At 64.0% G+C, this 20906-nt stretch carries 20 protein-coding genes; 9 read left to right on the top strand and 11 right to left on the bottom strand.

Annotated features, from left to right (window positions below):
- From GZ092_RS01700 to GZ092_RS01685, 4 genes are all read left to right on the top strand, one after another.
- Positions 1-1293 (top strand): TRAP transporter large permease subunit, encoded by a 1293-nt coding sequence (locus GZ092_RS01700; RefSeq protein ID WP_293633975.1) that lies wholly within the window; start codon positions 1-3, stop codon positions 1291-1293.
- Positions 1294-1340: 47 nt separating this feature from the next.
- On the top strand, positions 1341-2360 hold the full coding sequence (locus GZ092_RS01695; protein WP_293633973.1) for a TRAP transporter substrate-binding protein: 1020 nt from the start codon (positions 1341-1343) through the stop codon (positions 2358-2360).
- A gap of 130 nt (positions 2361-2490) precedes the next feature.
- Positions 2491-3486, top strand: coding sequence for a tripartite tricarboxylate transporter substrate binding protein (locus GZ092_RS01690; protein ID WP_293633971.1), 996 nt, complete (start codon positions 2491-2493; stop codon positions 3484-3486).
- Positions 3487-4099: 613 nt separating this feature from the next.
- Positions 4100-4321, top strand: a complete 222-nt coding sequence (locus GZ092_RS01685; RefSeq protein ID WP_293633969.1) for a YdcH family protein — start codon at positions 4100-4102, stop codon at positions 4319-4321.
- A gap of 33 nt (positions 4322-4354) precedes the next feature.
- Here GZ092_RS01685 and GZ092_RS01680 read toward each other — a convergent pair whose 3' ends face one another.
- From GZ092_RS01680 to GZ092_RS01650, 7 genes are all read right to left on the bottom strand, one after another.
- Complete coding sequence (locus tag GZ092_RS01680) at positions 4355-5275, bottom strand: ribokinase (protein WP_293633967.1); 921 nt, start codon at positions 5273-5275, stop codon at positions 4355-4357.
- Positions 5276-5277: 2 nt separating this feature from the next.
- Entirely contained in the window at positions 5278-6573 is a 1296-nt protein-coding gene (locus GZ092_RS01675) for a TRAP transporter large permease (protein WP_293633965.1), read from the bottom strand.
- The gene (locus GZ092_RS01670; RefSeq protein WP_293633963.1) at positions 6570-7040 is read right to left on the bottom strand and encodes a TRAP transporter small permease; all 471 of its coding nucleotides are present in this window, start codon (positions 7038-7040) and stop codon (positions 6570-6572) included. The genes GZ092_RS01675 and GZ092_RS01670 overlap by 4 nt, the downstream gene beginning before the upstream one ends.
- Before the next feature lie 11 nt (positions 7041-7051).
- Entirely contained in the window at positions 7052-8059 is a 1008-nt protein-coding gene (locus GZ092_RS01665) for a sialic acid TRAP transporter substrate-binding protein SiaP (RefSeq protein WP_293633961.1), read from the bottom strand.
- 67 nt (positions 8060-8126) lie between these two features.
- On the bottom strand, positions 8127-9071 hold the full coding sequence (locus GZ092_RS01660) for a dihydrodipicolinate synthase family protein (protein WP_293633959.1): 945 nt from the start codon (positions 9069-9071) through the stop codon (positions 8127-8129).
- The gene (locus GZ092_RS01655; RefSeq protein ID WP_293633957.1) at positions 9068-9778 is read right to left on the bottom strand and encodes a GntR family transcriptional regulator; all 711 of its coding nucleotides are present in this window, start codon (positions 9776-9778) and stop codon (positions 9068-9070) included. Before GZ092_RS01655 ends, GZ092_RS01660 begins: the two co-directional genes overlap by 4 nt.
- 4 nt (positions 9779-9782) lie before the next feature.
- Positions 9783-10229, bottom strand: a complete 447-nt coding sequence (locus tag GZ092_RS01650; protein WP_293633955.1) for an RbsD/FucU domain-containing protein — start codon at positions 10227-10229, stop codon at positions 9783-9785.
- Positions 10230-10375: 146 nt separating this feature from the next.
- On the opposite strand from GZ092_RS01650, the gene GZ092_RS01645 reads away from it, so the two are divergent.
- From GZ092_RS01645 to GZ092_RS01625, 5 genes are all read left to right on the top strand, one after another.
- Complete coding sequence (locus GZ092_RS01645) at positions 10376-11380, top strand: aldo/keto reductase (protein ID WP_293633953.1); 1005 nt, start codon at positions 10376-10378, stop codon at positions 11378-11380.
- On the top strand, positions 11377-12219 hold the full coding sequence (locus tag GZ092_RS01640; RefSeq protein ID WP_293633951.1) for an amidohydrolase family protein: 843 nt from the start codon (positions 11377-11379) through the stop codon (positions 12217-12219). Before GZ092_RS01645 ends, GZ092_RS01640 begins: the two co-directional genes overlap by 4 nt.
- A gap of 46 nt (positions 12220-12265) precedes the next feature.
- A complete protein-coding gene (locus tag GZ092_RS01635) occupies positions 12266-13468 on the top strand; it encodes a fumarylacetoacetate hydrolase family protein (protein WP_293633949.1) in 1203 nt (400 codons plus the stop codon).
- A gap of 545 nt (positions 13469-14013) precedes the next feature.
- Positions 14014-15144 (top strand): hypothetical protein, encoded by a 1131-nt coding sequence (locus GZ092_RS01630; RefSeq protein WP_293633947.1) that lies wholly within the window; start codon positions 14014-14016, stop codon positions 15142-15144.
- A gap of 26 nt (positions 15145-15170) precedes the next feature.
- Positions 15171-16232, top strand: a complete 1062-nt coding sequence (locus tag GZ092_RS01625) for a TAXI family TRAP transporter solute-binding subunit (RefSeq protein WP_293633945.1) — start codon at positions 15171-15173, stop codon at positions 16230-16232.
- A 33-nt stretch (positions 16233-16265) separates the two neighbouring features.
- Here the strand turns inward: GZ092_RS01625 and GZ092_RS01620 are convergent, their stop codons facing one another.
- Genes GZ092_RS01620 through GZ092_RS01605 form a run of 4 tightly spaced genes read right to left on the bottom strand, consistent with a single transcriptional unit; the run spans position 16266 to position 20865 of the window.
- Entirely contained in the window at positions 16266-17321 is a 1056-nt protein-coding gene (locus tag GZ092_RS01620) for a malate/lactate/ureidoglycolate dehydrogenase (protein ID WP_293633943.1), read from the bottom strand.
- A 13-nt stretch (positions 17322-17334) separates the two neighbouring features.
- Positions 17335-18861: an altronate dehydratase family protein gene (locus GZ092_RS01615; RefSeq protein ID WP_293633941.1), complete on the bottom strand. Its 1527-nt coding sequence runs from the start codon at positions 18859-18861 to the stop codon at positions 17335-17337.
- 30 nt (positions 18862-18891) lie between these two features.
- Positions 18892-20283, bottom strand: coding sequence for a TRAP transporter large permease (locus GZ092_RS01610; protein WP_293633939.1), 1392 nt, complete (start codon positions 20281-20283; stop codon positions 18892-18894).
- Between the two features lie 27 nt (positions 20284-20310).
- Positions 20311-20865 carry a TRAP transporter small permease gene (locus tag GZ092_RS01605; protein ID WP_293633937.1) on the bottom strand — a complete coding sequence of 185 codons (555 nt, stop codon included), beginning with the start codon at positions 20863-20865 and terminating at the stop codon, positions 20311-20313.
- Positions 20866-20906 lie beyond the last annotated feature (41 nt).

Below are 20906 nucleotides of genomic sequence, written 5' to 3'. Positions count from 1 at the left end.
ATGAGCAACGAAGGCCTCGCATTCATCGTTTTTTCCGTCGGCATGCTGACGCTCATGGGCATCGGCATGAACATGGGCCTGGCACTGGTGCTAACCGGCGCCGGCATGGCCTGGGTGCTGGATTTCTGGGACACCCAGCTGCTGGCGCAAAACCTGGTCGCCGGGGTGGACAGCTTTCCGCTGCTGGCCGTGCCGTTTTTCATCCTGGCCGGCGAGTTGATGAACTCGGGCGGCATCAGCCAGCGCATCATCGCCATGGCGCAGGCCTGGGTCGGCCACATTCGCGGCGGCCTGGGCTATGTGGCGATTGGCGCGTCGGTGCTGATGGCAAGCATGAGCGGCTCGGCGCTGGCCGACACCGCCGCGCTGGCGACCATTTTGCTGCCGATGATGCGCAGGCAGGGCTACCCGATGCACACCTCGGCCGGCCTGGTGGCTTCGGGCGGCATCATCGCGCCGATCATTCCGCCGTCGCTGCCGTTCGTGATCTACGGCGTGACGACCAACACCTCGATTTCGTCGCTGTTTCTGGCCGGCATCGTGCCCGGCATCATCATGGGCGTGGGCCTGATCGTGGCCTGGAAATGGGTGCTACGCAGCACCGACCTGCCCGAAGGCCAGCCGCTGCCGATGAAGGAACGGCTGCGCGCCACCGTCAAGGCGTTCTGGGCGCTCTTGATGCCGATCATCATCATCGGCGGCATGAAATCCGGCCTGTTCACGCCGACCGAAGCGGCCGTGGTGGCGGCGTTTTATGCGCTGTTCGTCGCGCTGTTCGTGCACCGCGAAATGAAGCTGCCCGAGATTCAAGGCGTGCTGGTGCGCGCTGCCAAGACGACTGCGGTGGTGATGTTTCTGTGCGCCGGAGCGCAGGTGGCCAGCTACATGATCACGCTGGCCGACCTGCCCAGCACGCTGACCGGCTGGCTCGGTCCGCTGGTGGACAGCCCGCGCCTGATGATGGCGGTGATGATGGTCGTGCTGGTCATCGTCGGCACCGCGCTTGATTTGACGCCGACCATTTTGATTTTTGCGCCGGTGATGCTGCCGATTGCGGTGAAGGCCGGCATCGACCCGGTGTACTTTGGCCTGATGTTCGTGCTCAACGGCGCGATTGGCCTGATCACGCCGCCGGTCGGCACGGTGCTCAACGTGGTGGCAGGCGTGGGCCGCATGCCGCTGCACCAGGTGATACGCGGCGTGAACCCGTTTTTGATCACCTACACGCTGATCCTGTTTTTGTTCGTGCTGTTCCCGCAGATCGTCACCGCGCCCGTTGCGTGGATGCGCTAAAAACCCTGTCCCTTTTTCCTTTTCCCATCACTCCAGGAGACTTCCCCATGACTTTTCTTCGCAGAACCCTTGTCGCCGCTGCCGCCGCCGCAACGCTGACCGCCTCGTTTTCCGCACTGGCGCAGGACATCAAGCCGCGCCTGATCCGTTTCGGCTACGGCCTGAACGAAGCCAGCAACCAGGGCCGCGCGGCCAAGGTGTTTGCCGACGCGGTGGAAAAAGCCTCGGGCGGCAAGATGAAGGTGCGCGCCATTGGCGCCGCCGCGCTCGGCCCCGACACGCAAATGCAGCAGGCCCTGATTGGCGGCGCGCAGGAAATGATGGTCGGCTCGACCGCCACGCTGGTCGGCATCACCAAGGAAATGGCGTTGTGGGACACGCCTTTCCTCATCAGCAACACGAAAGAAGCCGACATCCTGCTCGACGGCCCTATCGGCGACAAGATCAAGGACAAGCTGCAGGAAAAAGGCCTGGTCGGCCTGGTCTACTGGGAAAACGGCTTTCGCAACCTGACCAACAGCAAGCGCCCGGTCACCAAGGTCGAGGACATGGACGGCATCAAGCTGCGCGTGATGCAGAACAACGTGTTCCTGAACAGCTTCAAGACGCTGGGCGCCAACGCGATTCCGATGGCGTTTTCCGAATTGTTCGGCGCGCTCGAAACCAAGACGGTCGATGGCCAGGAAAATCCGTACAACACGATCTTGTCGAGCAAGTTCTACGAGGTGCAGAAGTACCTGACGGTGACCAACCACGTCTACAGCCCGTGGATCGTGCTGGTCAGCAAGAAGTGGTGGGACACCCTGTCGCAGGCCGAGCACAAGGTGTTGATGGATGCCGCCAAGACCAGCCGCGACTACGAGCGCAAGGACACGCGCGAAGAAGCCTCCAAGGCCATGGCCGAACTCAAGGCCAAGGGCATGCTGGTCAACGAGCTGTCGCCCCTTGAAGCCGAGCGCATGCGCAGCAAGCTGACCGGCGTGTATGCCGACATCGGCAAGGAAGTCGGCATGGACCTGTGGAACGAAACCCAGAAAGAGCTGGTGCGAATCCGCGCCGCGAAGTAACCGCCTGGACACGGTGTCAGGTGTTCCCCTCTGGTCAGGGCGGGTGCCTTGCGGATAGAGTCGCGCTTGACCTTCAGCGGGCCATTGCCTTGCGCAGCAGGAACCCTATTGATTTTCAAGCGAGTTGCTCATGAACACCCTGAAACCGAACCGCCGCGACCTGCTCAAGACCGGCGCGGCACTGGCCTCCGCCCTGTGGCTTCCCGGGTCACACGCCCAGCCGGCCTGGCCCAGCAAGCCGCTGCGGCTGGTCGTGCCGTTCGCACCGGGCGGCAGTTCCGAAATCGTCGCCCGCGCCGTCGCCAGCGAGATGGCCAAAACCATTGGCCAGAACGTGTTTGTCGAGAACAAGCCCGGTGCCGCCGGCAACATCGCCATGCAGGAAGTGGCGAACAGCACCGACGACCACACGCTGATCCTGGGGCACATCGGCACGCTGGCGGTGAACCCCTATATCTTTGCCAGGCTGCCTTACGACGCCGACAAGGACTTTGTGCCGATCACGCTGGTCTCCAAGGTGCCCAGCCTGTATGTGGTGCATCCCGACCTGCCGGTGAAAAACCTCAGGGAATTCATCGCCTATGCCAAAACCAAGCCCGGCCAGCTGAACTACGGCTCGGCCGGCAACGGCAGCGCCGGCCACCTGGCGTTTGAATACCTCAAGATGGTGAGCGAGACCTTCATGGTGCATGTGCCGTACCGGGGCACCGGGCCCATGCTGACCGACCTGATGGGCGGGCGCCTGCAGGCCGCGTCGGTCGGTGCGCCGGCGCTGCTGGCCTTCATCAAGGCCGGCAAGCTGCGCTGCATTGCCACCGGCACGGCGCAGCGCCTGCCGCAGCTGCCCGACGTGCCGACGGTCGCCGAGCAGGGCTTCAAGGGCTTCGAGATGACACAGTGGTACGGGCTGATGGCGCCAAGCAAGTGGCCCAGGGCTCATATCGCCAGGCTGGAGGACGAGGCCATCAAGGCCTCGCGCAGCCCGCAGGTCCAGGAAAAACTGGCGCAGGAAACCGCGCTGGCTGTGGGCAGCACGGGCGCGGAATTTGACGCTTTTATCAAAACCGAGCAGACGCGCTGGAAGGCAGTGATCGCCCGCGCACAGATCAAGCCCGACGGTGTGTAAAAGCTGGCGCATTTCATCACGGTCGCCGCTGGGGCCGGAAGGCGAGTCCGTGACATATTGCTACTGAATCCATAGCTGTCAGGGCAATAGCAGCCTGCGGAAACAGCTTTTTTAGCTTTATTTTGAATAGTCAGCTTGCCAAATGCAGTCCCGTTTGACGCCCTCTGCCTTTGGGAGAGGGCGGGGGTGAGGGCTACCCGATGGCGATTTTTGTGGCGGTAACCGCGCCCGCTGGCCCCCATCCCAACCTTCCCCACAGGGAAAGGAGTCATGCGGACTCGCAACCACAGATCACGGGCGATGCTGACCCGTTGTATGTGAACGGCATAAATCCCGCCCTTCAGGTCTAACCCTGTCGCCATGGCGACAACCAGGAGGCAGCCTGTCCCCAGAGATTTAGGCCATCAGTCCGGCAACCCGAAAGGCAATGCCATGCGCTTGCTGCGAAGGGACTGGCTTGTCGTGGAAACAAGCCAGCGATTGCCTTGCAGGCAGACGGGAACAAGCACTGCGGGCACCGGCCGGGAAGGGGCTTATAGTGGTATCACCTCGCGCTTGCGGCCCTGCTGTTCAACGGGCCGGGCGCGAGTTGTTTTTTTATCAGGAGTTTTTTATGTTTCCCGAATACCGCGACCTCATCACACAACTGAAAACCACGGACAACCACTTCACCCGCCTGTTCGACGAGCACAACGCCGCGGACCAGCAGATCAAGAACATGGAGTCGGGCATCGACATGGCGACACCCGACGAGATCGAAGTGCTGAAGAAGGAAAAGCTGCAGCTCAAGGACCAGCTTTACGCCATCCTGAAAAAGGCTGAAACCGAAAGCTGAAACGCAAGGCCTTGAACGGGCCGTGCGGCCGGTTCAAGCCAGCAGGGCCGTCACCTCGGCCCGGGTGGGGATGCCGGCGATGGCGCCATGCCGCGTCACCGACAGTGCAGCGGCCGCGTTGGCCCAACGCATCGCTGACGGCAGTGTTTCGCCGCGCGCCAGGGCTGCGGCCAGGCTGCCCGTGAAAGTGTCGCCAGCGCCTATGGTGTCGGCCACCGGCATCGCGCGGCCCGCCAGATTGACGGGATCCTGGCCGCTCTGGTAAAGCCGGCAGCCTGCGGCCCCCAAGGTCACCAGAACATTGCGGGTGCCGCGTGCCAGCAAGGCCATGGCAGCCGCATCGATCGACCCCGCGCAGCCGGGTCCGGCCAGTTCGAACAACTCGTTTTCATTCGGCGTCAGCACATCGACCAGCGCCAGCAGTTCCTCGGGCAGCGGGCGGGCTGGTGCCGGATTCAGCACCGTGAGGGCATTGGCCTGCCGGGCCAGCCGAAAGGCCTGCAGCGTGGCCTCGACCGGCACTTCGCACGAGGCCATCACGACCCGGCAATGCGACAGCAGGTCGGTGGCTGCCAGCGCATGCCGTGCGCCCAGACCGGCGCCGGCGCCCGGACACACCGCAATGCTGTTGTCGCCGTCGTCATAGACCAGGATCTGCGCCACGCCGCTGCGCTCGCCAGCAGCCTGCTCGACATGGTGGGTATCAATGCCTTCGGCCTTCCACAGTTCCATGCCCATGCGGCCAAAGTCATCGTCACCAATGCGTGCAATCAGCGCCACGCGGGCACCCTGGCGGGCGGCAGCGACAGCGGCATTGCTGCCCTTGCCGCCCGGGCTGATGCCAAAAGCGCGCGCCATCACCGTTTCGCCTCGCGCCATGGGCCGGGCCACATGCGACACCAAATCGGCGTTCCAGCTGGCGACGCAGACCACGTCACAGGATTCGGCCGCCATCATCATTTGCCGCCGTAGCCCATCTGGTGCGGCAGCCACAGGACGATCTGCGGAAACACCGTCATCAGCACCAGCGCCACCAGCAGCACGCCGATGAACAGCCAGGCTTCGCGGATCATGCCCTTGAGCGACACGCCGGCCAGCGCATTGATCACGAACAGCAGCATTCCGAAAGGCGGCGTGACCAGCCCGATCATCATGTTGACGGCCAGCACCACGCCAAGGTGCACCAGGTCAATGCCCAGCAGCTTGGCGGTCGGGAGCAAGATAGGCACCAGCACCAGCAGCATGATGGAGGTGTCCAGGAAGCAGCCGAGCACCAGGAACAGCACATTGACCAGCAGCAAAAAGCCCAGCGGCGACAGTTGCATGCCGGTCAGCCACGCGGCCACCAGACCGGGAACGTTTTCGGCCGTGAAAGCGTAGTTGATGACAAACGCCGAGGCAATGATCAGCGTCACCGAGGCGCTGGCCCTCGACGACTCGACCAGAATCTCGTAGAACCGCCGCCAGCTCAGCGCGCGGTAGACGATGCTCGCCAGGAACAGTGCATACAGCGCGGCCACTGACGCCGCTTCGGTCGGCGTGAAAATGCCGGTGTAGATGCCGCCGAGCAGCACGACCGGCAGCGTCAGCGGCAGGATGCCGCGCAGCAAAATGCGCGGATAGGCCTGCAGCGCAATCTTCTCGCCGCGCGGCAGGTTGCGCTTGGCGGCAACGAAGTGCACCGCCAGCATCAGCGCCACGGCCATCAGCAGACCGGGAATGACGCCGCCCAAAAACAGCGCGCCCACCGACGCACCCGACACCATGGCATAGATCACCAGCGGAATCGACGGCGGAATGATCGGGCCGATGGTCGATGACGCGGCCGTCAGCGCGCCGGCAAATTCGGCGCTGTAACCGTTTTTCTGCATCATGCGGATGCTGACAATGCCCGGGCCGGCCGCGTCGGCAATGGCGCTGCCGCTCATGCCCGAGAAAATCACGCTGACGATGATGTTGACATGCGCCAGCCCGCCGCGCAGGCGTCCGACAATGGCCAGCGCAAAGTCGAACAGCCGCTCGCTGACGGTGCCCGAGTTCATCACCGACGCGGCAAAGATGAACAGCGGCACGGCCAGCAAAATGTAGCTGTTGTACAAGCCGTTGAGCACCTGTTCGGCCACCAGCCCCAGGTCCTGGCGCTTGAACATCAGGTAGGACACGCCGCTGATCAGCATGCCAAAGCCGATGGGCAGGCGCAGCACCAGCGTCACGACCAGCATGCCGAGCAACACCATCAAGGCCTGGCTCATAGCTGCTCCCTCCAGTTGTGCCCGAGCAAACGGACAAACTTGACGACATATTGAATGCCGATGACCGCCACAAACAGGATGAAGGGCGCAAACACATAGGAAAAGGGAATGTCCAGCACCGGCGTTTTCTCGCGGTGCATGAAGCGCACATAGTCAAACGCCTCGGGCAGCATCCACAACAGCAGCCCGGCCGTCAGGGCAGCGCCCAGCAGGCCGAAAATCCGCTGGCCGCCGGGCGGCAGGGCGGCATACACCAGGTCGAGCATGACGTGTTCTTTTTCCTTGAGCAATGTGGCGGCACTCCAGAACACCATCAGGATGTACAGCACCACGATCAGCTCGTCCGACCAGGCCAGCGGCCGGTTGAACAGGAAGCGCATGCCGACCTGCACCACGAACACCCCAAAAAGCAGGGCGAAAACGGCCGCAGCCACGCCTTCGGCGATACGCCGTGAACGCTCCAGCATGGACATCTCCCTTATTTGGTCTGGTTCACGCGCTCAAGCAGCCCCTTGGGCCAGACCTTGGCGTAATCCGAGTTCTGGTAGGTGGTTTGCACTGACTTGCGAAAGGCGTCCACGTCGGGCGTGGTCACCTGCAGGCCCTGCTGCTTGAAGAATTCGACCAGCTGGCCTTCTTCCTTGAGGCGGTTGTCGTTGTTGTAGGCGGACGCGGCCTGCGCCGCTGCGATCACCTTCTGCTTTTGCGCCGCATTCATGGCGCCCCAGGCCTTGTTGGAAATGGCAATGAAGATGCCGTCCACCAGGTGGCTGGTCAGCACGATCTGCTTGGTCACCTCATAGAACTTGGCGGCGCGCACCGAAGGCAGCGGGTTGTCCTGGCCGTCGATGGTGCCGGTCTTGAGCCCCAGGTACACCTCGCCAAAGGCCAGCGGCGTGGCGGTGGCGCCCAGCGCTTCGCCCAGGAACAGCCATTCCTTGGTGCCGGGCATGCGCAGCTTCACGCCCTTGAGGTCGGCCGGCGTCCTGACGTTGCGCACTTCGCGCAGGTTGACCTGCCGGGTGCCCAGGTACACGGTGGACAGCGGCGTCACGTCCATCTTCTCCGACACGGTCTTGAACAGTTCGGTGCCGATCGGGCCGTTGAACACCTTTTGCTGGTGCTCCGGGTCGCGAATGACATAGCCCGCGGTGAAGAGCGAGAACTCGGGCACCAGCTTGGCGATGTCAAACGCGGAAATCGACGACAGCTCCAGGTTGCCGCGCGCCATGGCGGCCGGCTCGGTGCCCTGCTTGAACAGCGAGGCGTTCAGGTTGATCTGCACGTCGAACTCGCCGGGCGCGGATTTTTCCAGGTTGTCCTTGAACACCGTCCACATCTTGGCGTGCCAGTCGTCGGGCACGGCCGGGGTGGACACGCGCAGCACCATCTTGTTCTGGGCCTGGGCGGGGGACAGCAGCGCGCCCATCAGCAGGACCGCCGAAGCGCTGGCCAGCAGGGTTCGGCGAAGCAGGGAAGTTTTCATGGGGTTGTCTCCTAGTCGTTTATCGGTGGCTAACGTGTCAGAACCCGGTCCATCGGTGGGGCCGGGTTCAGTCGGATTCTGGATCAATGCCGAAATCCCGGATGGTTTTTTCCAGCCGCTGGAACTCTTCAGGCGTCAGGGCGACCAGCGGCGGGCGCACGCGCAGCCAGCCGGGCTCACCGCTGAGCATCGCCATGATGCCCTTGAGCGCCGGCATCAGCGAATAGTCGTCCAGCAGGCCGATCAGCCGGACCACACGTTCGCGTTCGGCCGGTGTGGCGGCTGCATCGGGCTGCGTGACCAAACGGTTGACCACGCGCGGCATGAAGTTGGCCAGGCCGCTGATGGCGCCGGTGCTGCCGCGCCGACCCATGTCCGGCAGGTCGGGCTCGAAGCCGACATACACCGTCAGGTCTTTCATGAAAGCCTCGGCCAGGCCGATGGAATGCGCGGTGCTGCAGGCGCTGTCCTTGATGCCCAGGATGGTGTCGGGGTACATCGCCTTGAGCGTGGCAATCACATGGTGCGACAGGCTGACGCCGGTGACCTGCGGGATGTGGTACAGGTACAGCTTGAGCTGGGGCAGTTCCTGGTCCATGCCGTCGATCACATAGCGGTAGCAGTCGATGATGCCCTGGTCGGACACGCCCTTGAGGAAAAACGGCGGCAGCATCAGGCAGCCGTGTACGCCGGCGCTGACCGCATGGCGCGTGAGTTCCAGCGTTTCGGGCAGCGCGGCGCAACTGGTGGACACCATGATGCGGTCGGCCGGAATGCCGTTGGCGATCAGCTGCTCAATCGCGTCCTTGCGCTCGGCCATGGAAAACGACGGGCCTTCGCCGGTGGTGCCAAAGGCGGTCACGCCGGGGCAGCACCGGGCGATCAGCGACTTGCAGTGCGCCGCCAGCCGGGCGTGGTCAATGCTCAGGTCGGCATTGAGCGGCGTGAGCAATGCCGGCCAGATGCCCCTGAAGGCGGCAGATTTTTGTTCAGGATTCGGGGGGGTTGTCATCCGGGCTTCTCCAAAGACCACGGCATCGCGGGCCGTGGCAGTCCAAGCACGCGAAGGTGCGCGCTTTCAATGTGGTGGCCTAGCCGCTCCAGCACGGCGTGCGCGTCGCGCCGCTTCAGGGCCTCGATAAACCAGAGGTGCTCTTCCATCGCCGGAACCAGCACCTGCGGCGACAGCGTCGAGCCTTCGAGCTTGATCAGGCGCACCCGCAGGCTGTTGATGCGGTACACCTCGGAAATCAGCTCGTTGCCCAGCGCGTCAATCATCAGGTCGTGCAGGCCCCAGTCCACCGCCGTGGCGTCCTTGAGCAGCGCATCGTCAATCGCGCCGCCGCTGCGCGCGCGCTGCACGATGTCCCGATGGCTTTGCTCGATGGCGGCCAGGTCCCGGTCGGACACCGTGGTGACGAAACGGCTGGCGGCCTCGCGTTCGAGCAGCTGGCGCAACTGGAAGGCGTTGTTGATCAGCTTCAGATCGACATGCGCGACCTGCAGGCCGCGCTGCGGCACGGTTTTCAGCAACCCCTCGGCTTCCAGGCGCGGAATCAGTTCGCGCACCGCGCCCAGCGGCATGCCGAGCAGCTGCATCAGTTCGCGCTGCGAGATGAACTGGCCGGGCCGGATGTTGGCATCGACGATCTGCTGCTGAAAGCTTTCGTAGGCCTGTGCGCGCAGGCTCAAAGGCGAGGTGTGGGGCAGGGTGCTCATGCGTTCAAGCCGCGTCGCTGGCGATGACGCCCTTGCGCAGCAAAATATTGCCGTATTTGCGCGTCTCGCCGGTGCGCAAAATCAGGAAAGCCGACTGCGCGCGCTGGTAAAAATCAAAACGTTCCAGGGTCGCGGCGGGCGCTTCGCCGGCCGCTTGCAGCGCAGCGGCGAACTCGGCCACGGGTTCGGGAATCGCATCCGCGTCGCCGACCACCTGCATGGTCCAGGCCGCTTGCGGCACGAAATCGTCGAGCGGCAGGACCTGCAGCACGGCCTTGAGCGCTTGCGTGGCGTTGGCGCCGGCCAGGTGCACCAGCCGCGCACCACCTTTGCCGGCCGTGCCGGCCGCCGGAAAATTCGCATCGACGATGGCCACGTCGTCGCCATGGCCCATGCTGGCCAGCGCATGCAGGGCATCGGGTGTGAGAAGCTGCGGGATGTTTTTCAGCATGGGGCGAGCGTGGGTTGCGGGTCGGCAGGCGTTTTTCAGTGCGTCAATGGCTTGCAGTTTGTGCTTGGAACCTCGGGATTTCCCGGTATCAGGGACTGACATGTTAGCTATACGATAGGTAAACTTTTATTGGGATTTACCCTGAAATGACTTTTTTCTTTCCTCCCTGTGCTGGCAGCGGCCTGCGGCTCGGACTGGGTGGCGCGCCGCTGGGCAACCTGTTTGAAGCGGTCAGCAATGACGAAGCCCGGGAACTGGTGGATGCGGCCTGGCACAGCGGCTGCCGCAGCTTTGACACGGCGCCGCATTACGGCCATGGCCTGTCAGAACACCGCCTGGGCGCGGCGCTGCGCGGCCAGCCGCGGGACAGTTTCGTGCTGTCGAGCAAGGTGGGCCGGCTGCTCACGCCCGATGCCGCCGCCGCTCGCACCCAGCATGGCTATGTGGACATCCTGCCGTTTCGGCAAGCCTGGGATTTCAGCGCTGCCGGCACGCGCCGCAGCGTGGAGGACAGCCTGCAGCGCCTGGGCCTGGCCCGGCTCGACGTGGCCTATGTGCACGACCCCGACGCGGCCACGCATGGCGCCCACGCGCCACGAGTGCTCCGGCAGGTGCTGGACGAAACCCTGCCGGCGCTGCGACAGCTCCAGCACGAAGGACTGGTCGGCGCCATCGGGCTGGGCACCAATGACGTGGACGTGGTGCTGCAGGTGCTCGCCGAAGCCGACTTCGATGTGCTGATGCTGGCCGGCCGCTACAGCCTGCTGGACCACAGCGCGCTGCCCGAATTGCTGCCGCAGTGCACGGCGCGCGGTGTGCGCGTGGCGCTGGGCGGGGTGTTCAATTCGGGCATCCTGGCCACCGGCACACGCGGCAGTGCGCCCACGTTCAATTACGCACCGGCGGCGCGTGAATGGGTGGAACGCACTGCGCGGATCGAAGCGGTATGCGAGAACTTTGATGTTTCTCTGCGGGCGGCGGCATTGCAGTTTCCCCTGGCGCATCCGGCGGTGGACATCGTCATGCTGGGCGCGCGCACCGTGGCGCAATGGCAGGACGCGCAAGCCATGCTGCGGCATTCAATAGCGCCTGAATTCTGGGCCGAACTAAGAGTGCAGGGGCTGATTCCTGACGCGGCACCGACACCATGAGTATCGACACCCACTTTCATTGCTGGCAACTGGCGCGCGGCGACTATGGCTGGCTCACGCCGGCACTGGCGCCAATCTACCGCGATGTGGCGGTTGATGACTGGCAGGCGCAGTCGGCGCCGCACGGCGTGACCGGCGGCGTGCTGGTGCAGGCCGCACCCACCGAAGCGGAAACCGCTTTCCTGCTGGCGCAGGCCGACGCCCATCCGGCCGTGCTGGGCGTGGTCGGCTGGGTCGATCTGGCTGCCAGCGATGCGCCTGCGCGCATTGAACAACTCGCGCGCCATCCCCGGCTCAAGGGCTTGCGCCCCATGCTGCAGGATCTGCCGGATGCCGAATGGATTTTGCAGCCCGCGCTGGCACCGGCGTTGCGGGCCATGGCCGACTGCCATCTGGTGTTCGACGCGCTGGTCAAGCCGGTGCACCTGCCCTACCTCCTGACGCTGGCCGGGCGTCATCCGGATTTGCGCATCGTCATCGACCACGCCGGCAAGCCCGACATCGCCGCCGCGCAATGGCAGCCATGGGCCGACGGCATGGCCCGCCTGGCGTCGCAGACCGGTGCCTGGTGCAAGCTCTCCGGCCTGCTGACCGAGGCGGGGCCTGCACCCGCGCCTGGTGTCGTACGGCCCTGGGCCGCGCAGGTGCTGGCCTGCTTTGGCGCCGACCGCCTGGTGTGGGGCAGCGACTGGCCGGTGCTTGAACTGGCAGGCCGCTTTGGCCAGTGGTTCGCCGAAACGAGGCACTTGCTCGCCGGCCTGAGCCCGCAGGCGCAACACGCCGTGATGGACGGCAATGCCCGGCGGCTCTACCGGCTGCCGCCGGCTTCCGATACCTGAATCCTTCCTTTCCACGCAATCACAACTTAAAAACGGAGACATCCCCATGAAAAACCCGCCTGCCACGCACTGGCTGCCTGAAGACGGACTCACCGGAACCCTGGTCGGCCGCGCGTGGGTGCCCGGCCCGGTGCCGGGGCCGTCGGTCATCGTGCTGCGACCCGACGGCGTGTACGACCTGTCGGCGCATTTCGCCACCATGAGCGACCTGCTCGATGCGGCCGATCCGGTGGCGCAGGTGCGCGCGGCCTCCGGGCGCCGGGTCGGCCGCATCGACCAGCTGATGCCCGACTCGGGGGCGCAGTCCGACGATCCGCAAGTGCTGAGCCTGCTCGCGCCCTGCGACCTGCAGGTCATCAAGGCCGCCGGCGTGACCTTTGCCGCCAGCCTGATCGAGCGCGTGATCGAGGAGCAGGCCCGGGGCGACGCCGCACAGGCGGCCGCCGTTCGCCGCCAGGTGGTGGAACTGCTGGGCGGCGACCTGGCCGCCATCCGCCCCGGCTCACCGCAGGCGATGCAGCTCAAGGCATTGCTGATCGACAAAGGCCTTTGGTCGCAATACCTCGAAGTCGGTATCGGCCCGGATGCCGAGGTGTTCACCAAGGCGCCGGTGCTCTCCAGTGTCGGCAGCGGCGCGCAGATCGGCATCCATCCCGGCTCGGCCTGGAACAACCCCGAGCCCGAGATCGTCCTGGCGGTGAACAGCCGGGGCGACACCGTGGGCGCCAGCCTGGGCAACGACGTGAACCTGCGCGACTTCGAGGGCCGCAGCGGGTTGCTGCTGGGCAAGGCCAAGGACAACAACGCCTCGTGCGCCATCGGCCCGTTCATCCGCCTGTTCGATGCCAGTTATTCCCTGGACGACGTGCGCCGCTGCACCGTCAGCCTGCGGGTATCAGGGCTTGACGGTTTCAAACTGCAGGGCAGCAGCTCGATGGCGCAGATCAGCCGCGACCCGCTGGACCTGGTGGCGCAGACACTGGGCGCGCACCACCAGTATCCCGACGGCATGATGCTATTCCTCGGCACCCTGTTTGCGCCGACGCAGGACCGGGGCCAGCCCGGCAGCGGCTTCACGCATCAGCTCGGCGACGTGGTGCATATTTCCAGCCCGCAGCTCGGCCGGCTGGTCAATGAAGTGAACCACTGCGACCGGGCGCCGCCGTGGACCTTCGGGCTGCGCGCGTTTTACGCCAATCTGTGCGCGCGCGGACTGCTGGCGCAAGCCGCTGGCTGCACGGTTCGGTAATGGGGTAACCACTGCGACATGCTCATTCTGACCCGCAAACGTGTTTTTCAGCATCAAAAAGGCTGCTTTCGCATACCACGCAAGCACAAGCAGCTATTAATTAAATAGCAAAAGTTGTCAGGCAGCTTGAACGCATGGATGGCCAGTCAAGACGATTTCACGTCAGAGCGCAATCACCCTGACTGGCAAACCTGTCACCTGGCCGGCCTGCACCAATGCGCGCCGTCATTCCTGCGAAGGCGGGAATCCACAAGCCAGGTGCCTTGGGTTGCACGACAGAAATCCAGCTGCGGGCAAGACCGGCACAGGTGCTTTCGGTTCTTTTGGGTGAACGCATGGATTTGCAAACGATGCAACGGATTGTTTGGCCATCGTCAGGGCTTGCATTGCCGGGATATGGTCGGTCCATGGGCATCACCAAGCGTTTAGAGGAATTTTTCAGGACGCGTCTGGTGCTTGGAACGGCAATCCTGGCCAAAGCACGGAACAAAGGGCGCTCGCCATTCCCCAGTGAACCGGCCAAGGCTGAGCCTGCACCACCAACCATGTCCGAGCAGGCAAAAGCCAATGCGTCATTTGCGGCATCAGCGTCTGGTCAGCCCCAGCCCGCTGCTGCGCCACCGGCGCCTGAACCAGAGCAGTCGCAAGCACTCGGTGCATCGGCCCTGCTGGACGCGTGGAAGGAACGCGAGTCCGCGTTGGGCGACACGCCTGATCCGCCGAAACCTGATGGTTTGCCGTTTGCGCAAAATCCTTCTCCATCGGCGCAAAGTGCCTCCGCCTCCAGGCCCGTTGAAACTGACCCGAGGCGACCTACGAGCTTTGCGCCCTGGTTTGTGGTCATTGCCGCGGCAGCCGGGCTGGGCGGATGGCTGTTGCTGAACACAGGCCCTTCAGACCTGTCTGGCAGGGAAAGGCCGAATGCGGCACGCACCGGGCCTGCAGAACCGGTAGCGGTGCAACTCGTCATGTGTCCGTCAGAGCCTGTGGTGCCCGTGGCAGGCGAGAAGGACGGAAAGTTTCCCATGCAGGCCGACGTGGCCGGCCTCGCAGTGTTGGACATTGCCTCTTTCGTCGTCCTGAGCATTGAAGCCTCGGCTGAAGGCCGTGCGCGCGACGCCGAGGTGGGCTTGTTGATGTCCTGCAGGATCGCCGACAAGCTCAAGGGCGCCGCTTCGGTCGAGTCCGCCGATGCAAAATACCGGCTTGGACGGCACTATGCAGACTTGAGCCTTCGGGCAAATCCTGCAGCCGCCCCGAATCGCGCCGAATGGCTGGCGCGCGCGCAAATCCTGCTGGCAGACAGCCTGCTGACGTATTCAACCCGGTTTGGCGACAACGACGACAGGTCGCGGCTTGCGGCCAGCGGGCTGGCGTCAGTCCGGCAGGGATTGGCGCAGAAAATGCAGCCGGAGCCCGCACTTGCTGTAGCGCCAGTAGCGCCTGTCGCGCCTGTCCGGGTTGTCCCGGCTGTAGCGCCGGTGCTGGCTGCATCGCCTGGTGCCAGTGGTGTTGCCGCAGCAGTCAAATTGCCCGCGCCTTCCCGGCCCGACAGGGCGGCCCAACCGCCTGCCAGGCCTTCGCCTGCCATTCAAGCCAGGGAAAAACCCCGCCCGACCCCGCCTGCCCTCAAGGAATGTCCTCCGGCTGTTGAAACGCTGGGGCTCTGCAATTGACCTTCATGAACCGAAAGGAAAACAGTATGCACAAACAGGTCTTGAGCGCCCTGCTGACAGCAGCCATGCTTTGCCACGCGTCGATGGCAGTGGGTGAAGTGAATTACAAAATCGTGACCGCCTCCGAACGCGGCACCTACATCAAGATCGGGCGCGATCTGGCGGAGTTCGTGGCGCCGGCGGCGGACATCCAGCTCGACGTGCTGCCGTCAGCCGGATCGGCCGAGAACGTCAAGCTGCTGCGTTACGAGCCCGGGGTGAAGCTGGCCCTGGTGCAGTCAGATGTCTACCAGTCGTTTCTGGACATTGCAGCAGCAGGAAATTCTGCCGCCCGCGACTTGATCAAGCCGCTGCGCGTGATCATGCCGCTCTACAACGAGGAAATCTACTTCATCGTGCGGGCAGATTCGGAGCGCGAATTCATCCACGAGATCAAAAACGCGAAGCTCAACGCAGGCGAGTCAGGAAGCGGCACGGCGCTGACATCGGCAACGCTTTACCGCCTGATGTTCAACGAGGCCATGCCCGATAGCGCAAGCTACCTTTCCAATGAGGAAGCCCTGGCCAAACTGGTCACCGACAAGACCCTTGACGTGGTCGCCATCGTGGCGGGCCAGCCTGCCAAGCTGCTGGTGGACATGAAGCCCGAGTCGCGAAAACTGATCAAGCTGCTGAAGTTCGACCCCAGCCATCCCTCCAGCGAAGCCGTTCTCAAGACCTACTTTCCAGCCAACGTGCGCGCCAGCAATTACCCCAGCCTGCTCGAAGCCGATATCCCGGGACTGGCGGTCAAGGCTTTTCTGGTGACCTACGACTTCCAGCTCAGGGACACCGAAAGCCACCTGCGCGGCATGGCGCGGTCCTTGTGCCAGAATTTTTCGGAGCTCAAGGAAAAAGGACACCCGAAGTGGGGCGAGGTTGAGCTGGCACTGCCCGAACTCGGCCGGGGATGGATCTACTACCGCCCGACGACACGCGAACTGCGGAACTGTGTGGCCGAAACCGCCAGGCCGGCAGCCGCGGTGAAATCGAGGCAGCCGGCAAGAATGTGCTCGCAGCAGGAACGCATTCTTGGCCTGTGTCCATAGCGCCCTGGTCGCCGGATCATTGAGCCGGTCGAATCAAATGCTGGCGCCAACCTTGCCGGCGGCCAGGACGATTTCCTGCCAGGTTTGAAGGTCCACCTCGATGCCGTCCTGTTCGCGCTTGAGGCGCATCGCCCGCTCGGGCTCGCCGGCAATCTGCACCGTGTCGAAACCGTCGGCAGGCGGGCTCTGGCGCAGCCAGTCCACAAACGCCCGCGCCTCGGTGTCAAACGCCGCCTGCGTGCCAAGCTTTTCCGGGTCGATCAGCACCGTCAGCATGCTGTTGAGGATGGCCCGGTTGTGGACGTTGGTGGAGTGCCAGGTGCCGCCGCCGGTCAGCGCGCCGCCCAGCAGTTCGCAGGCCACCGCCAGCCCGTAGCCCTTGTGTTCGCCAAAGGGCATCAAGGCACCAAAAAATCCGTTTGGCTGCGGCACGACGACCACGCCGGGGTCGGTGGTCGGTTGGCCGTGCTCGTCGATCAGCAGGCCGGGCTGGACTGTCTTGCCCTGGTTGTAGGCGACGCGCATCTTGCCCTGGGCCACGCGGCTGGTCGCAAAGTCCAGCACGAAGGGCGGCTGGTCTTTCAGCGGAATGCCAATGCAGCAGGGATTGGTGCCAAAGCGCCCGTCGCTGCCGCCCCATGGCGCGACCACCGCGCGCGTCCTGACGTTGACGAAATGCAGCGACACCAGCCCTTCGGCCACCGCCATTTCGGCAAAGTGGCCAATGCGCCCCAGGTGGTGCGACTCGGCCAGCGCCATGATGCAGCTGCCATGCAGCCTGGCCCTGGCCATCCCCAGCGCCATCGCCTGCTCGCCGATAACCTGGCCGTAGCCGCGCTGGCCGTTCAGGCTGAGCAGGCTGCCAGCGTCCAGCACGGTCTGCACGCTGGCGTTTGGCGTCAGGCCGCCTTCGAGCACCGCATCGACATAGCGCGGCAGCATGCCCACGCCGTGCGAGTCGTGGCCGCTCAGGTTGGCCATGACCAGGTTGGCGGCGACTTTTTCAGCCTCGGCTGTCGAACTGCCTGTTGCTATTAAAACGCTAGCGCATTGCGCCCGCAAGGTCTGCGCAGGGATCACTTTTTGCATAAAAACTTCCGGTTTACATCACCGCGCCGACCTGCCACGGCACAAACTCGTTCTGGCCGTAGCCGTGCTGCTCGCTCTTGCTTTGCCGGCCCGACGCGGTGGCCAGCACCTGCTCGAAAATGCGCTGGCCCATGTCCTGCACCGACACGCCGCCGTCGATGATCTCGCCACAGTTGATGTCCATGTCTTCTTCCTGGCGTTGCCACAGCGCCGAGTTGGTGGCCAATTTCAGCGATGGCGAGGGCGCGCAGCCATAGGCCGAGCCGCGTCCGGTGGTGAAGCAGATGACGTTGGCGCCGCCCGCCACCTGGCCGGTGGCGCTGACCGGGTCGTAGCCGGGCGTGTCCATGTAAACAAAGCCGTGGGTATTGACCGGATCGGCATATTCATAGACCGCCTCTAAATTGCTGGTGCCGCCCTTGGCCACAGCACCGAGCGACTTTTCCAGAATCGTCGTCAGCCCGCCGGCCTTGTTGCCCGGCGACGGGTTGTTGTTCATCTCGCCGCCGTTGATCTCGGTGTAATGCTCCCACCACTTGATGCGGGCAATCAGCTTTTCGGCGATGTCGGGGCGCACCGCGCGGCGCGTCAGCAGGTGTTCGGCGCCATAGATTTCGGGCGTTTCGCTGAGGATGGCGGTGCCGCCATGGGCCACCAGCAAATCGACCGCCGCGCCCAGCGCCGGGTTGGCGCTGATGCCCGAGTAGCCGTCGGAGCCGCCGCATTGCAGGCCGATGGTGATGTGCGCGGCGCTGCACGGTTCGCGCTGCACATCGTTGGCGCGCGGCAGCATCTCCCGCACCAGCGCAATGCCTTTTTCCACCGTCTTGCGCGTGCCGCCGCTGTCCTGGATGTTGAAGACGCGAAAGTTGTCGCCTTCCTTCAGCACGCTGTGTGCCAGCCAGGCATTGATCTGGTTGGCCTCGCAGCCCAGGCCGACGACCACCACGCCGGCGAAGTTGGCATGCGTGGCATAGCCCGCCAGCGTGCGCTCCAGGATCTGCATGCCCATGCCCTCGGTGTCCATGCCGCAGCCGGTGCCATGGGTCAGCGCCACCACGCCATCGATGTTAGGGAAATCCTGCAGCGCCGAAGGGTTGGTCTGGCGCGAGAAATGGTCGGCAATCGCCCGCGCCGCCGTGGCAGAGCAGTTGACGCTGGACAAAATACCGATGTAGTTGCGCGTCGCCACCCGGCCGTCGGCGCGCTTGATGCCCATGAAGGTGGCTTCACGCAGCGGGGCGGGCGGCTTCACGTCGGCGCCAATCGCGTAGTCGCGCGCAAAGTCGCCCTTGTCGGGCCCCATGTCCAGGTTGTGGGTGTGTACATGCTCGCCCGGCGCAATCGGCCTGCTGGCAAAACCGATGATCTGGTTGTAGCGCCGCACCGGCTCGCCGGCGGCCAGCGCGCGCGTGGCGACCTTGTGGCCGGGCGGGATCAGGCCGCGCACGGTGATGTGCTCGACCTGGGTGCCGCCGACCAGTTGGGCGCGGGCAATCAGCACGTCGTCGGCGGGATGCAAGCGGATAAAGGGGGTCATGGAAATAGCCTCGGCAATCGATTCATCGGGTCAATAAAACATCTTCGGCAGCCACAGCACGGCCTTGGGAAAGTAGGTGATGATGCCCAGGCTGACCAGCAAGGGAACCAGCCACGGCAGGATCGCCATGGTGGTGCGCTCGACCGACAGCTTGGCCACCCGCGCCAGCACAAACAGCACCATGCCCATCGGCGGGTGCAGCAGGCCGATCATCAAATTGAGCACCATGACCAGGCCGAAATGCACCGGGTCGATGCCCAGCTTTTGCGTGATCGGCAGCAGGATGGGCACCAGGATGGTGATGGCGGCGGTGGGCTCCAGGAAGCAGCCGACAAACAGCATCAACAGGTTGGCCAGCAGCAAAAACACCCACGCTTCCTGCGTGAAACCCAGCACCCATTCGGCAATGCCCGCCGTCACGCCGGTGGCCGTCAGCATCCAGCCGAAGATGGACGCAGCGGCGACGATGAACAGCACAGTGGCGGTGGTTTCCACCGTGTCCAGGCAGACCTTGACGAACATCCTGAACTTCAGGGTGCGGTACCAGGCAAAGCCCAGCACCATGGCCCAGACGCAGGCCGCAATCGCGCCTTCGGTGGGCGTGAAAAGCCCGGTGGTCATGCCGCCAATCAGCAGCACCGGCGTCATGATCGGCAGCACCGCTTCAAAGCTGAAGATCTTGTCGAGCACGAAGAGCGCCACCAGACCCAGAAAGACGGTGAGCTGCGGCGGTGCGCCGGCCTGGATCAGCCCCCACAGCGCCAGCGGCCAGCCGGCCACCACGGCCAGTTCGACCAGCGCCTTGCCAAAGCGGCTGCCGGAAAAATGGATGTCGCCGCCCCATTGGTTCTTGTGCGCAAAGTACGCCACCGTCAGCATCATCAGCAATGCCAGCATCAGACCCGGCAACAACCCGGCCAGGAACAGCGAGCCGATGGACACATTGGCCATCATGCCGTAGATCACAAAGGGCAGGCTGGGCGGAATGATGGGGCCGAGCGTGGCCGATGCCGCCGTCACGCCGACGGCAAATTCGGACGAATAGCCGTGTTCCTTCATCGCCTTGATCTCGATGGTGCCCAGCCCGGCCGCATCGGCAATCGCCGTGCCGCTCATGCCGGCAAAGATCACCGAGCCGACGACATTCACATGGCCCAGGCCGCCCTTGAGCCAGCCAACCAGCGCCAGGGCGAAGTTGTAGATGCGCGTGGTGATGCCGGCGTTGTTCATCAGGTTGCCGGCGAGGATGAAAAAGGGCACGGCCAGCAGCGGAAAGCTGTCAATGCCCGAGACCATGCGGTGAATCACCACAAACGGCGGCAGGCTGCCGCTGAACAGGATGTACACCAGCGACGCGCCGGCCATGGCGATGGCCACCGGAATGCCGGCGCCCATGAAGATCAGAAAGAAAATTTTCAGCATGTAGGGACCTGTTGGATGACGGGGTTTTTACCGGTCCTGCATGGTGGCGTCGGGCCGTTCCAGCACGCTGTAGCCGCGCCGGTAATGAATCACGGCGACCTGCACCGAGCGCAGCAGCATCACGGCAAAACCCAGCAGGCACAGCGCATAGACGATGTTCATCGGCAGGTCCACCACCGTAATGCGCGTCTGGTTGCCGATCTTGAGCATCATCTGCACCGTCATGACCACGGCGGCGGCAAAGAAGGCGATACGCACGAGATCGACGAAACCCGACATCAGCCTGCCCAGGCGCGCCGGCATGTGGCGGTAAAAGAAATCGACCTGGATGTGGTTGTTCTTGACCACACCGATGGCCGCGCCGATGAACACCACCGCGATCAGCTGGTAACGGGCAATTTCCTCGGTCCAGGCGGCCGAATCGTTGAACACATAGCGGGTGATGAACTGGTAGAACACCGTCAGGCCCAGCAGCCAGAAAAAGGCCAGCGCCAGCCAGGCCTCGGGTGTGGTGGTGGACAGGTCGAATTCCTCGTCCTCGGTGTGGAATTCGCCGTCATCGCTGATGATTTTGTCGCTCATGGGCACTCCGCAAACAGTCAATCGGGTCACAAGACGGGCCG

Source organism: Polaromonas sp. (genome assembly GCF_010365105.1).
Taxonomy (GTDB): domain Bacteria; phylum Pseudomonadota; class Gammaproteobacteria; order Burkholderiales; family Burkholderiaceae_C; genus Polaromonas.
The sequence above is the reverse complement of the archived record's forward strand: the minus strand, read 5'-3'. Positions and strand labels throughout refer to the sequence as shown.

Bases quoted from the DNA above. Each gene is read 5' to 3' on its own strand.
- GZ092_RS01700 (WP_293633975.1), top strand. From the start codon at position 1: ATGAGCAACGAAGGCCTCGCATTCATCGTTTTTTCCGTCGGCATGCTG.
- GZ092_RS01695 (WP_293633973.1), top strand. From the start codon at position 1,341: ATGACTTTTCTTCGCAGAACCCTTGTCGCCGCTGCCGCCGCCGCAACG.
- GZ092_RS01690 (WP_293633971.1), top strand. From the start codon at position 2,491: ATGAACACCCTGAAACCGAACCGCCGCGACCTGCTCAAGACCGGCGCG.
- GZ092_RS01685 (WP_293633969.1), top strand. From the start codon at position 4,100: ATGTTTCCCGAATACCGCGACCTCATCACACAACTGAAAACCACGGAC.
- GZ092_RS01680 (WP_293633967.1), bottom strand. From the start codon at position 5,275: ATGGCGGCCGAATCCTGTGACGTGGTCTGCGTCGCCAGCTGGAACGCC.
- GZ092_RS01675 (WP_293633965.1), bottom strand. From the start codon at position 6,573: ATGAGCCAGGCCTTGATGGTGTTGCTCGGCATGCTGGTCGTGACGCTG.
- GZ092_RS01670 (WP_293633963.1), bottom strand. From the start codon at position 7,040: ATGCTGGAGCGTTCACGGCGTATCGCCGAAGGCGTGGCTGCGGCCGTT.
- GZ092_RS01665 (WP_293633961.1), bottom strand. From the start codon at position 8,059: ATGAAAACTTCCCTGCTTCGCCGAACCCTGCTGGCCAGCGCTTCGGCG.
- GZ092_RS01660 (WP_293633959.1), bottom strand. From the start codon at position 9,071: ATGACAACCCCCCCGAATCCTGAACAAAAATCTGCCGCCTTCAGGGGC.
- GZ092_RS01655 (WP_293633957.1), bottom strand. From the start codon at position 9,778: ATGAGCACCCTGCCCCACACCTCGCCTTTGAGCCTGCGCGCACAGGCC.
- GZ092_RS01650 (WP_293633955.1), bottom strand. From the start codon at position 10,229: ATGCTGAAAAACATCCCGCAGCTTCTCACACCCGATGCCCTGCATGCG.
- GZ092_RS01645 (WP_293633953.1), top strand. From the start codon at position 10,376: ATGACTTTTTTCTTTCCTCCCTGTGCTGGCAGCGGCCTGCGGCTCGGA.
- GZ092_RS01640 (WP_293633951.1), top strand. From the start codon at position 11,377: ATGAGTATCGACACCCACTTTCATTGCTGGCAACTGGCGCGCGGCGAC.
- GZ092_RS01635 (WP_293633949.1), top strand. From the start codon at position 12,266: ATGAAAAACCCGCCTGCCACGCACTGGCTGCCTGAAGACGGACTCACC.
- GZ092_RS01630 (WP_293633947.1), top strand. From the start codon at position 14,014: ATGTCCGAGCAGGCAAAAGCCAATGCGTCATTTGCGGCATCAGCGTCT.
- GZ092_RS01625 (WP_293633945.1), top strand. From the start codon at position 15,171: ATGCACAAACAGGTCTTGAGCGCCCTGCTGACAGCAGCCATGCTTTGC.
- GZ092_RS01620 (WP_293633943.1), bottom strand. From the start codon at position 17,321: ATGCAAAAAGTGATCCCTGCGCAGACCTTGCGGGCGCAATGCGCTAGC.
- GZ092_RS01615 (WP_293633941.1), bottom strand. From the start codon at position 18,861: ATGACCCCCTTTATCCGCTTGCATCCCGCCGACGACGTGCTGATTGCC.
- GZ092_RS01610 (WP_293633939.1), bottom strand. From the start codon at position 20,283: ATGCTGAAAATTTTCTTTCTGATCTTCATGGGCGCCGGCATTCCGGTG.
- GZ092_RS01605 (WP_293633937.1), bottom strand. From the start codon at position 20,865: ATGAGCGACAAAATCATCAGCGATGACGGCGAATTCCACACCGAGGAC.